We start from the raw sequence: 14,730 nt of genomic DNA on the forward strand, positions 1-14,730 counted from the left end.
GCGCGAGCGGTCTTCCTGCGTGTCGGTCGGCGGCGCTAAAGTTCGAGGCATCCTCAGATTTCACCCACCGTCGTCTGGAGTGCTCCCGTGACATCGACCATCCCGTCCGCCATCGCCGATCTGCAGCGCACCGTCACCGGCGCCGTGATCCTCCCAGACGATCCCGGCTACGACGCCGCTCGCGCTGCCTGGAACCTCTCGGTCGATCAGCGCCCAGCCGCTGTCGTGACCCCGGCCGACGTCGAGGAGGTGCGGGCAGTGCTGGCCGCGGCCGCGGCGTCTGGGCTCGGGGTCACCGTGCAGCCCAATGGGCACGGAGCCAACGGATCGCTCGACGGGGTCGTGCTGATCCGACCGACGGCCTTCGACGAGATCACCATCGATGTCGAGGCCCGCACGGCGCGCGTCGGCGCAGGGGTGAACTGGGGTCGCGTGCTCACAGCGCTCGACGGAACGGGGCTCATCGCCCTGGCCGGAAGCAACCCCGAGGTCAACGCCGTCGGCTATTCGATCGCCGGCGGCCACTCCATGTTCAGCCGCGCCTTCGGCCTCGCCTCGCGCTCGGTGACAGCAGTCGACTTGGTGGACGCGAGCGGCGAGTCGCGCCGGATCACAGCAGCGAGCGATCCCGAACTGTTCTGGGCTCTGCGGGGCGGCGGCGGCCTCTTCGGCGTGATCACGGCGATCGAGTTCACCCTCCACCCGGCCGACACGCTGTTCGGAGGAAGCATCGTCTTCCCGATCACCGTGGGCATCGACGCCGTCGTCACCGGATTCGACCTGGCCGCGACCGACCCGAGGCTGGGCCTGGACATCTCGCTGGCGCGATTCCCCGACATGCCCCAGCTCCCCGAACCCCTGCGCGGCCAGACCATAGCCTCGGTGGCGTTCGTGCATATCGGGGATGCCGCATCCGCAGCTCCGATCGTCGACAGGCTGCGCGCCGTCGGCACTCCCCTGCTCGATGCGCTGACGTCATTCACGATCGGCGGCCTGGCGGCAGTTGCCGCCGAGCCGACGGACCCGATGCCCACGATCGACTGGGGCGGAGCCGTCGACGGCTTCGATCGGGCGACGGCCACCGAATTCGTCGGCGCATTCCTGGCCGGCGTCGAGGGTGGCCTCAGCCGCGTGAGTGTGCGCCCGCTCGGTGGTGCGATCGGGGCGGATTCCGAGGTCGACGACGCTGTGGTCGGCGCCCTCGACGCGCGAGCGCTCATCAGTTCCGGTGTTCTCGCCTTCACGCCCGAGATGGCCGCTGCGGCGGATGCCGCCCTCCAGCCGCTCCGGCAGTTCGCCGACGCCCACCCCACCACCGGCATGGTTCCGACCTTCCTCGGCCGCGGAACGGGGCTTGCGGACGCCTTCGACTCCGCGACACTCGAACGACTGCGCGCGGTGAAGGAGCGCGTCGATCCGACCGGAATCATCCGCAGCAATCGGGCGCTGCCCGGCAGCAGCAGCTAGGCGCTCGCGCGCTCCTCCGCCACCCGCTGCCCCACGACGGCCGAGACGCCGTCCTGACGCATCGAGACGCCGTAGAGGGCGTCGGCGATCTCCATGGTGCGCTTCTGGTGGGTGATCACGATGAGCTGGCTCGATTCGCGCAGGTCCTGGAAGATCGTGAGCAGCCGCCCGAGGTTCGCGTCATCGAGGGCGGCCTCGACCTCGTCCATGATGTAGAACGGGCTGGGGCGCGCCTTGAAGATGGCGATGAGCAACGCAACGGCCGCCAGGGACCGCTCCCCGCCCGACAGCAGCGACAACCGTTCGATCTTCTTGCCTGCCGGCTTCACGGCCACTTCGATGCCGGTGGTCAACATGTTCTCGGGGTCCGTGAGCGTGATGCTCCCGACGCCTCCGGGGAAGAGGATCGGGAACACCTCGCCGAAGGCCGCTTGCGTGTCGTCGAAGGCCGCGGCGAAGATGACCTGCATCTTCTCGTCGATCTCCTCGATGATCGTGATCAGGTCCTTGCGGGTGTTCGTCAGGTCGGTGAGCTGTTCCGTGAGGAACTTGTGCCGCTGCTCGAGCGCTGCGAACTCCTCCAGGGCGAGCGGATTCACCCGGCCGAGCTGGGCGAAGGTGCGTTCGGCCTTCTCGAGGCGCTTCTTCTGCTCGGCTCGATCGAAGATCCCGGGCTCTCCGCCCTCGACCTCGGCCGGCACGGGCTCCTCTGGTCCGTATTCCGCGATCAGCACGTCCTCGACCAGCCCCAGTTCGGAACCGGCGCGCTCGAGCAGACTCGACAGGTGCAGCTTCTTCTCGTAGATCTGCAGTTCGAGACCGTGCACGTTCTCCGTGATGGCATTGAGCCGTTCTCGCGTCGCCGCCTCGTCGCGACGCAGGGCGACGAGCTCCTCGTTCTGGCTCGCGCGCTGGGCTTCGGCGGTCGCCAGTTCGAGTCTCGCCTGGGCCACGGATGCGTCCACCGAGCTGAGCACCGCGGGCAGCGCCTCGGTCACGGCGGTTGCCGACTCCACCTGCCGGCGCCTGATGACGGCGCGACGGGCGGCCTCCTCCGCTGCCGAGCGCTCTGATTCGCGCTGGCGCACCAGCCCGGCAGACCGGGCCTGTTCGGCGCGCACGCGCTCGCGGGCGGTCTCGAGCGCCAACCGGGCCTCGATCTCGCGTTCGCGCGCTGACTCCAGCTCGACGAGCAGGCTGTCACGGGCCGAGACGTCGAGGATCGGACGCGGCTTCGAGGTGGCGGCCTCCAGAGCCGCCCTGGCTGCGGTCGCCGTGCTCTCGGCCTCGGCGACCCGCTCGGCCGCGAGCTGCAGCGCCGCATCGAGACGTGCCTGCTCGGCGCCGGCAGCCTCGGACTGCACCCTGGCACGATTGAGCTTCTCGGCGGCCGCTGCCAGCTGGGAGTCGAACTCGCGCAGCGCGGCGAGGGACGATGCCGACTGCTCCTTCGCAACCTGCAGGATGCCGCGCTGCTCGGCCAGCGTGAAGCGGGACCGCTCGATGATCGAGGTCACGTCGTCGAGGCGCTCCGCCGCCGCGTCCCGCTCGGCGACGAGTTCGAGGCGTGACCGCTTGGCGCCGTTGCCGCCGCGCAGCACGAAGGTGGTGAGCACGTCGCCCGCGCGGGTGATGACGGTGACGGGGACGGCGGCATCCGCCAGCCCGCCGCGCCAGGCTGCACGAGCGGCGGCGAGGTCGTCGACGATGACGGTGTTCGCCAGCAGGCTGAGAACTCCGTCGGGAGCGTTCACCACTCCGGATGCGGCAACGGAGCCGTCGCCGGCCACCGCTGCCGCCACCGCACGATCGGGCCGCGCGACGACGACCTCGACGCGGCCGAGCTCCTCGGCGATCGCGTACTGGATCGCTGCGGATGCGGCCTCGAGATCCTCGGCCAGCACGGCATCGGCGAGAGTCCCGAGGGCTGCGGCGATGGCGGCCTCGTAGCCGGGGTGCACCTGCACGTGCTCGGCGACGAGTCCGAGGACCCCGTCCAGACCGGCCGCGACGAGTGCAGCAGAGCCGTCCTTCTGGTCGAGGGCCGACGACAGTGCGCTGGTCTTGGCTGCGAGGGCGTCGCGTTCGCGTTCGTGGCCGTGCAGTTCGTCACGGATTCGCTCGATCTCGGCCTCGGCTTCGAACAGCGATCCCTGGGCCAGTTCGTAGGCCTCGTCGAGATCGGTCTCTCCGACGTCGGCCGTCGCGGCCTCGGCCTCGAGCAGGGCGAACTCGGCTCGGACGGCGCTGTGACGTTCGCGCGCCGCCTCCAGGGCGTTCTCCTGGCGCAGCACCTCGCCGCGCACTGCCGCGAGGCGCGACGCCGCGGCATCCGCCTGCCCGGTGAGCTTCGTGATCTCGAGGTCATGGCGCGAGACGAGGGCGCTCTGCGATGCGATCTCCTCGTCGACTCCGTCGAGTGAGTGACGCGCCGCTGCGGTCGCGAGCTGGGCCTGCTGCAGGGCGCTCTCGGCGAGCACCACGACCTCCTGCAGGCGCACGATCTCTGCCGCCGACTCGTCGATCATCTGCTGGCTGACCGAAGGACCGGCATCCGGAGCCTCGGACTCGCCACCGAGCAGGGCGATGCGCTGATTGGCCAGCGTGTAGAGACCGCGCAGGCGTTCCTGCACCGATTCCAGCCCGAAGGCGGTTCGGCGTGCCCCGTCGACGGCATCTCCGACCTGCTCCTGCTCGATGCGCTGGATGCGCAACTGCTTCTGGTCGAGCTGCGCCTGCAGCACGATGCGCTCGCTGTGTCTCTCGTGCTCGCTGCGCGTGTAGCCGTCGAGCGCGTTGCGCAGGGTGAGCACCTCATCGGCGAGGAGTCTGGCCCGGGCGTCGCGGACGATGGCCGCGATGGACTGGGCCTCGCGGGCGATCTCGGCCTGCCTGCCCAATGGCTTCAACTGGCGTCGGATCTCGCCGGCGAGGTCGGACAGCCGGGTGAGATTGGTCTGCATCGCCTCGAGCTTGCGTACGGTCTTCTCTTTGCGACGTCGGTGCTTGAGGATGCCGGCAGCCTCCTCGATGAAGCCGCGGCGCTCCTCCGGGCTGGCGCGCAGCACGGCGTCGAGTTGGCCCTGGCCGACGATCACGTGCATCTCTCGGCCGAGGCCCGAGTCGCTCAGCAGTTCCTGCACGTCGAGGAGGCGGCAGCCCTGTCCGTTGATCGCGTACTCGCTCGATCCGTTGCGGAACAGCGTGCGACTGATGGTGACCTCGGTGTACTCGATCGGCAGCGCGCCGTCCGAGTTGTCGATGGTCAGGGTGACCTCGGCCCGTCCGAGCGGTCCGCGGGTGGAGGTGCCCGCGAAGATGACGTCCTCCATCTTGCCGCCGCGGAGAGTCTTGGCGCCCTGCTCCCCCATCACCCAGGCGAGCGCGTCGACGACGTTCGACTTGCCGGAGCCGTTGGGGCCGACCACGCAGGTGACGCCGGGTTCGAAGGCGAACGTGGTCGGCTGCGCGAAGGACTTGAACCCCTTCAGGGTCAGGCTCTTCAGGTACAACGCGTGCCTCTTTCCACCGGGCGGATGTCTGCCACAACGGTACCGGACACATGGCCTTCAGCCCGGCAGGCGGCTAGGCTGGTCGGCTGGCCGTTCCGGGTCGGCGAACCGCCGGGAAGGAAGGCACAGCATGCCCGCGAGATTCACCATCGAGCCGCTCGTGATCCCCGCTGCCGTCGGCGAGGCCAGCTGGTCGGATTTCGTGGCGGCGAACGAGGTGCGCAATGTGTGCGAAGCCGTCGCGTACGGCACCGACGACCTGGTCAGGCGCGCCGACGAGATGCTCCCGATGTGGCAGAACACCGAGTTCGAGCCGCGGCACGGCCTCATCGCGCGAATGGACGGCGCCGTCGTCGCGCGGGCCGTCATCGACACCCTGGCTGACCCGTCATCCCAGCACGCGTGGCTCGAGGTGCTCGTGCGTCCGGAGGCCAGGGGCCTCGGGATCGGCACTGCTCTCAGCGACGCCATCGAACAGCTCGCCCTCGACGACGGACGATCGATCTTCGTCGTCTACGCGGCCTCGCCTGATGCGCCGGGTGCCCGGCTCGACGCGCCGACGGGCTTCGGCTCGGTCCCGCTCGAGAATCGCGAGGTCGGGTTCCTGCTCGCGCGGGGGTACAGGCTCGAACAGCTGAACCGCGGCAGTCGGCTGGCGCTGCCGGCCGATCCGGAGGCGGTGCAGCGACTGGAGGACGACGCCGAAGCTCACGCATCCGGCTACAGCGCCGTCACGTGGATCGGTTCGACGCCCGAGCGGTACCGCAGCGACATGGCGCACCTGCACACGCGCATGAGCACCGATGCACCGACCGCCGGCCTCGAGGAACCCGAGGACGTCTGGAGTGTCGAGCGCATCGACGCCGAGGACGCCACCAGGGCATCGGTGGACCTCGTGCCCGTCACGGCTGCGGCCGTGCACGAGGCGACGGGAGCACTCGTCGCGTTCTCGACGACCTTCGTGCCGGTCGAGCAACGGCGAGCCATCACCCAGGACGACACGCTCGTGCTCCGGGAGCATCGGGGGCATCGCCTCGGAGCACTGGTGAAGCTGGCGAACCTGCGCGCCGTCGAGGCCGCGTATCCCGGGCATCCGTCGATCATCACGTTCAACGCCGAGGAGAATCGACCGATGCTGAACGTCAACGAGGCGATGGGGTTCGTCTCGATCGGGTACGAAGGCGCGTGGCGCCGGAACGCGTAGCGTCTCGGCTCAGCCTGCCACCCTGGGTCGGCGCTGACAGCGCGGGCAGAAGTGCGAACCGCGATTCATGAAGGTCTCGCGCACGATGGGGGTTCCGCAGCGAGGACACGGTTCGCCCTGCCGGCCGTAGGCGTTGAGGGAGTGCGAGAAGTAGCCCGACGCCCCGTTCACGTTCACGTACTGGGCGTCGAAGCTCGTTCCGCCCTCGGCGAGGGCCTTGTGGAGCACCGTGCGCACCTCGCTCAGCAGTGCTCGCGCCTTCGCCCGCGACAGACCAGCGGACGGTGTGTCGTAGTGCACCTTCGCCGCCCAGAGCGCCTCGTCGGCGTAGATGTTGCCGATTCCGCTCACCAGGTTCTGGTTCAGCAGCGAGCGTTTGATTCCGGTGCGGGTTCTGGCGAGTGCTGCCAGGAACGCCATGTCGGAGAATGCCGGGTCGAGCGGATCGCGTGCGATGTGCGCGACCTGGCTCGGGATCGAGAGCTCCCAGTCTCCGGATGCGGCTCCCCCGTAGCCGGCGACGGCGCCGTCCTCGGTGGAAACCATGGCATCGACGGCCATCGATCCGAAGATGCGCTGGTCGACGAAGTTGACCCAGAGTTCACCGTGCTCGGGATGATCGAGATGCAGACGGATGCGGAGGAGTCCGGCCTCCTCGAATCCGGGCGCACGCAGCAGCACCTGCCCACTCATGCCGAGGTGGGTGACGAGCGCATCGCCGGAGTCGAGAGGGAGCCACAGGAACTTGCCGCGACGAACGGCCGCCAGCATCCGTCGCCCCTCGACGAGGTCGACGAAGGCACCCCGGGTGACGACGTGTCGCTTCAGCGACCGGGGTTCGAAGACCTCGACGCCGGCGATGACGGATCCCGTCACGGCCGGTTCGAGACCGGCCCTGACGACCTCGACCTCGGGAAGTTCAGGCATCCGCTCAGCCTACGGCTAGGGCGAGACGTACTTCCATGTGGTGCAGCCATCGGTCCACCAGTACTTCTCGTCGGCCATGGCCCGCCAGCGGTACGGCCCCTTCGTGCCGTAGTCGGCGCCGCCGAAGTAGTCGGATTCTGTGCCGGTGAGTGCGGAGGCCGCGGATACCCGGCAGTGCTCACCGGGCAGAGCCTTCGCCTCGTACACGCCGAGCTTGAAGTCGACGCCGGAGACCCAGACACCGGGGCCGAGCTTGGTCTTCATGGTGGCGGTTCCATCCCACTTGTACCAGGCGCCGCAGCCCTTGGTGTAGAGGTAGGCGTCGCTCGCCAGCACCGTCACCATGCGTCGCCCGGCGCCCCTGTCCCAACCGAGGAACGAGTACTGCTGCCCCGAGCCGTCCCACGTGCGGATCCACTGGCAGTCGGCCGTGTTGCCGGTGAAGTAGGTTCCGGCCTTGATGTCGATGCCGACCCTGAGCCAGCCGGTCTTGGTGGTGACCGCCGACCGCGTGATGGCGGACGTCTTGAGCGTCTGCGACGTCGCAATCCAGGCTGACTTCGAGGCCGTGACGCGAACGGAGATCGTCGTTCCGGCGTCGATGTTCTTCAAAGCGCGGGACGCCGACGTGGCGCCGGAGATCGCCACGCCGTCTCGGTACCACTGGTACTTCACGGTGGTACCGCTCGGCTTGACGCCGGTGATGCTCACCCCGATGGAGTTGCCGACGTGCTGTGTTCCCGTGAGTTTGGCCGAGAACGCGATGACGCCGGTTGCGATCGCTCCGGTCGACGTCGAGGTCTTCGTCACGGAGGCGAAGCCGCTCTTCCGTCCGACGACCGACACCGAGATGGCGGCGCCCCGGTCGGCTGCGGTGAGCACGTAGCTCGTGCCCGTCGCCTTCGCGATCGCCACTCCGTTGCGCTTCCAGACGTACGACAGGGTGACAGGCGCCGGCTTCCAGGAGCCGGCGGCGACAGTCAGCCTGCCCCCGACGGCGCGCACACCCGAGATCGTCGGAGTGGGCGTGGTCACGAGCTTGTTCAGCACGGTGGCCGTCGACGGGGACGACTCTGTGCGCGCCGTGTACCCGGTCCGCGATGCCGTCACGGCGACGGAGAGCTTCTTTCCCACGTCTGCGGCGACCAAGGTGTAGTTCTTCGCCTTCGCCGTGCTGATCAGGACGCCGTTGCGCTTCCACTGGTAGCCGTAGGACCAGCCGACAGGAGCGGCCGCCGTGAGGGTCGAGCCGACCACCGCGGTGCCCGTGACCGTCGGCGTGAACGCGGGGATCGCTCCCGAGGGGACGACGGCGGTGGCCGCCGACGTGAGACTGGCTGGTGTGTATCCGGTCTGGGTGGCCACGACGGTGACGGAGAGGGCCGACCCCACGTCGCCGGCGCTGACGGTGTAGGTGGCTGCGACGGCACCGGACACGGCGACGCCCGCCCGGTTCCACTGGTAGCCGTAGGCAGGTCCGACGGGCGCAGTGGCGGTCAGCGTGGAGCCGACGGCGACCGTGCCCGAGATCACGGGCACGAACTCGAACACCCCCTGCTCGATGGTGCCTGCGGGAGCGGAGGCGATCGCCGACTTGAAGCCGACGCGCGAAGCGACGACCACGGCGGTGATGGGAGCGCCGGCATCATCGGCCACCGGCACGTAGCTCGATCCGTGCGCGTCGGAGATCAGCGACAGTCCGCCGCGGAGCCAGTTGTAGCTGAAGGTGAGTCCGTCGACGTTCCAGGTTCCCGTCGACACGTCGAGCCGGCCGCCGACGCGGGCGGTTCCGGTCACCACCGGCGCCGTCGTCGCGGTGAGGGCGGGTGCGCGGAGGGCGATGTCGATCCCGGTGACGGATACGCCCGCGACGACCACGACATCGGTGGAGTCGACGGCGGGAGCCGCCTCGAGGGAAGGATGCCACGTCGGGAGGAAGGGTTCGGATTCGCTGCACGGCGCAGCGGAGATCGTGTACCGGCCATCGTCGACTCCGGCGAACACGTAGTCACCGGTGTCCGTGACAGTCGCCTCGAGCCCTGAGTCCTGCCACTCGCCTTCGACGTCGAGCCAGGCCTGCGGGCATGCGCCGGCGTAGGGCTGCTTGCCCGACAACGTCACCCGCCCCGAGATCGACTTCGCCACCGGCGCGTCGTCGGCCTGGGCTGGAAGGCTCACCGCCAACGAACCCAGGAGCGACAGCACGACCGTTGCGACGACGGTCGAACGACGGATGGAGGACGAACGGGACCGCGCCATGAAGGCTCCTCGGGCTCGGGTGCAGGACTCCGATCACGGTAGCGACGCCGCAACGCTTGCGCCTCCCCGACTTCAGGGGTGGCAGCCGTCGTCCTGCGGCGAGTGCTGGCTACCTGGAGGGCTTCGCCGAACTGGAGGACTTCGCGGCGGCGCCGTCCAGCAGCGACCAGGCCTCGAGCGCAGCAGCCATCTCGGCGTGCTTCTTGCTCGTGCCCTCACCCGTCGCCGTCACATCACCGACGGTGACCGTGGCGACGAAGACCTTGGAGTGGTCCGGCCCGCTCTCGCTGATGGCGTAGGAGGGCGCCGGCTTGCCGTGGCGGGCAGCACTCTCCTGCAGACTCGTCTTGGGGTCCATCGACGCACCGAAGCGATCGGGGTCGGTGAGCAGCGGATCGATCATGCGCAGCACGAACGCCGTCGCGGCGTCACCGCCGCGATCCAGGTACACGGCACCGATGATGGCCTCGACGGTGTCGGCGAGGATCGACGCCTTGTCACGGCCGCCGGTCTGGGTCTCCCCACGACCGAGCCGCACGTAGCTGCCGATGTCGTTCTGCCGCGCGACCTCCGCGAGGGCGGCACTGCTCACCAGGCTCGCTCGTCGCTTGGCGAGTTCGCCCTCCTCGAGCAAGGGGTACTCGCGGTAGAGCATCACGGTGACGGCCTGCCCCAGGATCGAGTCGCCGAGGAATTCGAGTCGCTCGTTGGTGGGGATGCCGCCGTGCTCATAGGCGTACGAGCGGTGTGTCAGGGCGAGCTCGAAGAGCTCGGCATCGAGTTCGATGCCGAGCTGAGCGAGCAGGTCCTCCGGAGGGTTCCCCGAGGTACTCACGAGTGCGATGTCCGCAGTCCGAAACGAAAGGCGCGGGCCGACGTTGCCGTCAGCCCGCGATCCTCACGATCGATTCAGACGTCGGCGACCTTGCGGCCCTTGTACTCGAGGAACAGGGCGGTGCCTGCGGAGTCCTCGACGACCTTGGCGCGGTGCGGAAGGCTGTAGGTGACCTTGCCGTTCTCGACGGTCTTGACGAGCGTGGGGACCTCGGCCTTCCACTGCGAACGACGCGAGTGGGTGTTGCTGCGAGACTTCTTCCGCTTGGGAACAGCCATGATTCAACTCTCTTTCTGCTGTTCAGCGCGCTCCTGAGAGCTGTCGCTGATGTCTGAGGAAGCTCCCAGGCCTGCAAGCGCGGCCCATCGCGGGTCATGCTGCACTCGTTCACCGAGTTCCGGGTGTTCTTCGATCCGCAGCCCTGTCTCGGGATCGAGACCGGGGCAATCAGGCCGACACACCGGCTGGAACGGAAGTGCTAGCACCACCGCATCCCTGATGAGTGATTCAAGATCCACGTGGTCGTCTTGAACCTCATACTCGAAAGCTTCTCCAGAAGAATACGCGAAAAGCTCCTGAAACTGAACTTCGACAGGCAGGGAGATGTCCGTGAGGCATCGGCCGCACTCTCCATCGGCCGTGGCGGAGACGTCGGCAGACACCAGAACGCCCTCGTGAACGGACTCCAGACGCACGTCGACGTCGATGGATTCGCCGGAGCGCACGGCCACCAGGCCCTCGCCCATGTCCTCGGTCAGGGGGATGGACAGGTCGTGCTCGCGCATCTCGCCCGGGCGGTGCAGGAGGTCACGGACGTTGACCATGTACGGGGTCTTCTCGAACTTGCTCACGAGGATCAATTCTACGCGGCGGCGGCGCTTCTTCCGCGGCCGGGCCCGAAGGCCTCCGGGCGGAGTGACCGCGGAAGGAGCGCGGCGCGAATGCGAGCCCGCAGATCGACGCTGGATCGGAGCGCCGCCAGCACAGCGTCGAGGTCGTCGACGAGGGCCTCGTTGCGGTGCCTGGCGTCGGCACCCGGCCGCGCGTAGCGCTCGTGCTCGACGGCGTCCCGCAGACGCTCGAGAGCAGCGGCGACGTCGCGGGAGAGGCCGCCGGATGCTGACAGCCGGCTGGCAAGATGCCGCGCGGTCTCCGTGTCCAGTACGCCGAGCCCCAGATCGACGGCGGAGTCGACGAGTTCGCGCCAGAGAAGCGACGGCGACGCACGACCCGACGCGACCCTGCGGCGGCGCTGCAGGCGGCCGACCGTGCGGATGATGAAGGGCAGGAGCACGATGAGCAGCGCGCCCAACACGACGAGTGATACCTGGAGCCAGAGGAGTGACACCAAAGCCGCCGTGGCGACTCCGCCCGAGTTCGCCTCCCGGTCGCGCAGTGCCTGATCGCGGTTCGCCTGGTCGTTCGTCGACGGTGCGATCGGCGCCGCCGATGCCTGTCCGACGCCCCGTGCGTAGTCGGGGATGGATCCCCGACCCGTCGTCGGCTCGAACGGCACCCATCCGACTCCTGGGAAGTAGAGCTCCGGCCAGGTGTGCAGGTCGTGCGTGGTGACGTTCCAGCGCGGCAGGCCCTCCATGGTGTCGCGTGTGCTCTCACCGGGTAGGTAGCCCAGCGCCATGCGCGATGGGATGCCGAGCGTTCTCGCCATGACGGCCATGGCGGAGGCGAAGTGGATGCAGTAGCCCTTCTTCACGTCGAGGAAGCGGGCGATCACGTCGAGGCTGCCGCCGTCGTAGCCCTCGTCGACAGGAGCCTCGGTCGAGTAGGCGTATGCGCTGCTTCTGAAGTAGCGCTGCAGCGCCACGGCCGCGTCGTAGGGATTGGTGACGTTCGCAGTCTCCTCGGCGGCGATCTCGCCGATGATGGCCGGGGTGTTCTCCGGCAGCTCGAGGTACTGCCTGATGGCGTCAGGGTAATCGTCGCCGCTGTCGCGCAGCTGTTCCGCGGTCGGCTTCAACTCGAGGCCGGCGACCTTGTAGTTCTGCCCCTGGGTCGTCGACTTGTCGCTCGACACGGTGAGGGCGTCGTCCTCCCACTGCCAGTCCCCGTCGAGCCCGTCGATACTCGTCGCCGGGTATGGCACGGGCAGCCACGAGCTGATGACGGTGTCGATCTGCACGCTCGTGCTGATCTCGTCACGCTCGACGGCATCCGTCAGCCCCTCGGGGTCTCCGAATTCGTCGACGGTGTTGGTGATGTCGGTCGCGCCCCGCCCGGCCACCCACTCGAGGTCTTCGGAGAACGAGTCGAGGGTGAGCAGCTTGAAGTAGGGCTGGTCCTCGGCCGTCGTGCCGTAGTGCATCGCGAGGGATGCCTCGGGGCGCCGCAGGTCCTGGCCGAGGTCGATCAGTGGACTCACCCCGGAGCCGAAGAGCACGCCGGTCTGCTTGTTCGAGATGACCGAGGAGTCCGAGAGGGCTGGAGTGGCGGCCGAGAGCACGAGTGCCGAGACGATGGCGATCGCGCCGACGCCGAGCGATCCCCAGACGGGACCCGGCCCGCGCCGTTCCGGGCCGCTGCTTCGCGGCGCAGCTCGGCCGCGGTCGCGGGTGGCCGCTTCACTCCGGCGACGGATGCGCACGTCGACTCGCAGCAGCAGCAGGTAGGCGCAGGAGGTGAGCACGAGTGCGGCGAGATCGGTCCCCGTCTTGGTGATGAGCGCCGGTACCGAGACGGGGATGAGGATGAGCGCGCCGGCGATGGCGGGGAAGCGCAGTGTGATCGCGACGGTGTCGAGGGCGATCGCGAGCAGACCCGCGCCGACAGCCAGCAGGAAGATGATGCCCGGGTACACGACAGCGGGGACGGCCTGCTGCTGGATGGACAGCATGCCGGCCTCGGCGAGCGAGCCCCACTGTTCGACGGTTCCGGGGGTCGGCACGAGCCAGAGCAGGCCGGACCCGGCACCGAAGAACAGCGTGAGCGTCACGAGCAGCACACCGCCCGCGGCGAGCGGCACGATCGAGCGCCCCCATCCCAGGTGCCTGAAGGCAGCGGCCGAGACGAGGGTGATGACCGAGACCGCGGCCATGACCCACCACCAGCCGGATCCTCGGAGCACGGGGCCGAGCGCCATCGAGGCGACGAGCAGCAGAACCACCAGCGCTCCGGTGAGCGGCCAGTAGTTGCGTCCACGCTCGGCGAAGCGCGGTGTCGTCTCAGACCGGCTCATCGACGGGCCTCCGCTCTCGTCCGGTCTGCTCCCACGCCTGCGCGATTCCGCGCGCGTTCTTGAGGGGAACGCAGCGCCACCCCGCGTCCTCCAACTGCTCGACGACGACGGAAGCAACAGTGTCGACGACGAAGGCGATGGCCGGTTCGCAGTATGGGCGGAGCGCCGCGAGCTCCTGGGCCTCCCGCACGTCGACGTCGATCAGGACGGCGAACGTCGGCAGTCTGTTGCCGGGGTTCCGGATCGCGCTGCCGGGCGAATCCGCACGGGTGTCCCGGTCTCCCCCGGTCGCCGGAAGCACGAGATTCGCCAGGCCCTCGAGCAGGTCGCGATCGCCGGCAGGCAGCCTGTACGGCGTCGGGGTGTCGCCCCGCAGGCCGCCGCGCACCCGGTCTGCCGCCGGAGAGAGCTGGCTCGACCCGGTCTCGATCACGTCGAGCCTGAATCCGGCGTCGAGCAGATGGATGCCGATGGATGCCGCCATCTCGAGCGATAGCTCGAATGCGCCATCGAGCCGCGGGCGCGTGATGTTCGAGCCTCCACGCACGCCGACGGAGTGGGTGGTGTCGATGATGAGCCGCGCCTCCGGGTTGCTGCGCTGCTCCTCCTGCCGCACCATCAGCTCCCCGTGGCGCGCCGTCGCCGGCCAGTTCATGCGCCGGAGGGGGTCGCCGGGGCGGTACTCGCGGGCGATCAGCTCGTCGGAGTTCGGATTCGAGTGCCGGAGCAGTTCGTGCATGCTGCCGTCACCGTTGGTGAGCGACAGCGCGTTTCCGGGCAGCGGGCTGACGCGGGGCGTCACGACGAGGTCGTGGGGAACCCCGGCCGTCTGCTCCCCCGACGCCAGCCCGAACGGGTCGGCCCTGTCGAGGATGAGCGGACCGATGCCGAACACCCCACGCCGGCGCGGTGTGATCGTGTACTCGAGTCGGGCGGTGTCGCCCTCGTCGACGCGCCCATGGCGCCCGAGGCTCGGCATGAGGGCGCTCTCGGGCACGGAGATCCCCGCTTCGGCCTGGTCGCGCCACCGTGCGCCGTAGCTCGGACGCACCGAGAGGTTCTGCACCACCAGTGAGACCACGGCCTCCGACCCGGCCGGAACGATCACCGGGGAGAAGGAGCGTGTGACGTGCACCCGCATCCGGCGCACCAGCACATAACCCATGGCGACCAGCGGGATGGCGATGAGGAAGCAGGCGACGAAGAGCGCGTCACGTCGCTCGAGGAACAGCCCGTAGAGGAACAGGGCGATGCCTGCACCGAGGAAGGCCCAGCCGCGCACGGTCGGGCGTGGCCACCACAGCTTCTGGGAACGGACGTCGTCGGCCATCGT

The 14,730-nt window shown here is 68.9% G+C and carries 10 protein-coding genes; 2 read left to right on the top strand and 8 right to left on the bottom strand.

The window, feature by feature from the left end; all coding sequences use genetic code 11:
• Positions 1–87: 87 nt before the first annotated feature.
• On the top strand, positions 88–1,467 hold the full coding sequence (locus tag ASC59_RS05460) for an FAD-binding oxidoreductase (protein ID WP_055819266.1): 1,380 nt from the start codon (positions 88–90) through the stop codon (positions 1,465–1,467).
• Here ASC59_RS05460 and smc read toward each other — a convergent pair.
• Entirely contained in the window at positions 1,464–4,979 is a 3,516-nt protein-coding gene (gene smc, locus ASC59_RS05465) for a chromosome segregation protein SMC (protein WP_055819268.1), read from the bottom strand. The genes ASC59_RS05460 and smc overlap by 4 nt on opposite strands.
• Positions 4,980–5,109: 130 nt before the next feature.
• Between smc and ASC59_RS05470 the strand changes: the two genes are divergently transcribed.
• Positions 5,110–6,183, top strand: coding sequence for a GNAT family N-acetyltransferase (locus tag ASC59_RS05470; RefSeq protein WP_055819271.1), 1,074 nt, complete (start codon positions 5,110–5,112; stop codon positions 6,181–6,183).
• A 9-nt stretch (positions 6,184–6,192) separates the two neighbouring features.
• Here the strand turns inward: ASC59_RS05470 and mutM are convergent, their stop codons facing one another.
• The 7 genes from mutM to ASC59_RS05505 form a co-directional block, all read right to left on the bottom strand.
• A complete protein-coding gene (gene mutM / locus ASC59_RS05475) occupies positions 6,193–7,110 on the bottom strand; it encodes a bifunctional DNA-formamidopyrimidine glycosylase/DNA-(apurinic or apyrimidinic site) lyase (RefSeq protein ID WP_055819274.1) in 918 nt (305 codons plus the stop codon).
• Between the two features lie 15 nt (positions 7,111–7,125).
• Complete coding sequence (locus ASC59_RS05480; protein ID WP_055819277.1) at positions 7,126–9,369, bottom strand: hypothetical protein; 2,244 nt, start codon at positions 9,367–9,369, stop codon at positions 7,126–7,128.
• 109 nt (positions 9,370–9,478) lie between these two features.
• Positions 9,479–10,174 carry a ribonuclease III gene (gene rnc / locus ASC59_RS05485; protein ID WP_442915092.1) on the bottom strand — a complete coding sequence of 232 codons (696 nt, stop codon included), beginning with the start codon at positions 10,172–10,174 and terminating at the stop codon, positions 9,479–9,481.
• Between the two features lie 104 nt (positions 10,175–10,278).
• Complete coding sequence (rpmF, locus tag ASC59_RS05490) at positions 10,279–10,482, bottom strand: 50S ribosomal protein L32 (protein ID WP_055819283.1); 204 nt, start codon at positions 10,480–10,482, stop codon at positions 10,279–10,281.
• A gap of 3 nt (positions 10,483–10,485) precedes the next feature.
• The gene (locus ASC59_RS05495; protein ID WP_055822881.1) at positions 10,486–11,028 is read right to left on the bottom strand and encodes a YceD family protein; all 543 of its coding nucleotides are present in this window, start codon (positions 11,026–11,028) and stop codon (positions 10,486–10,488) included.
• Between the two features lie 38 nt (positions 11,029–11,066).
• A complete protein-coding gene (locus ASC59_RS05500) occupies positions 11,067–13,397 on the bottom strand; it encodes a transglutaminase TgpA family protein (RefSeq protein ID WP_055819285.1) in 2,331 nt (776 codons plus the stop codon).
• On the bottom strand, positions 13,384–14,727 hold the full coding sequence (locus tag ASC59_RS05505; protein WP_055819288.1) for a DUF58 domain-containing protein: 1,344 nt from the start codon (positions 14,725–14,727) through the stop codon (positions 13,384–13,386). The genes ASC59_RS05500 and ASC59_RS05505 overlap by 14 nt, the downstream gene beginning before the upstream one ends.
• Between the last annotated feature and the right edge of the window lie 3 nt (positions 14,728–14,730).

Origin of the sequence: Leifsonia sp. Root1293 (assembly GCF_001425325.1) — a bacterium.
Lineage (GTDB): Bacteria > Actinomycetota > Actinomycetes > Actinomycetales > Microbacteriaceae > Orlajensenia.

Coding starts and splice junctions, on each gene's coding strand:
- ASC59_RS05470 (WP_055819271.1), top strand. CDS start 5,110: ATGCCCGCGAGATTCACCATCGAGCCGCTCGTGATCCCCGCTGCCGTC.
- mutM (WP_055819274.1), bottom strand. CDS start 7,110: ATGCCTGAACTTCCCGAGGTCGAGGTCGTCAGGGCCGGTCTCGAACCG.
- ASC59_RS05480 (WP_055819277.1), bottom strand. CDS start 9,369: ATGGCGCGGTCCCGTTCGTCCTCCATCCGTCGTTCGACCGTCGTCGCA.
- rpmF (WP_055819283.1), bottom strand. CDS start 10,482: ATGGCTGTTCCCAAGCGGAAGAAGTCTCGCAGCAACACCCACTCGCGT.
- ASC59_RS05495 (WP_055822881.1), bottom strand. CDS start 11,028: ATGGTCAACGTCCGTGACCTCCTGCACCGCCCGGGCGAGATGCGCGAG.
- ASC59_RS05500 (WP_055819285.1), bottom strand. CDS start 13,397: ATGAGCCGGTCTGAGACGACACCGCGCTTCGCCGAGCGTGGACGCAAC.
- ASC59_RS05505 (WP_055819288.1), bottom strand. CDS start 14,727: ATGGCCGACGACGTCCGTTCCCAGAAGCTGTGGTGGCCACGCCCGACC.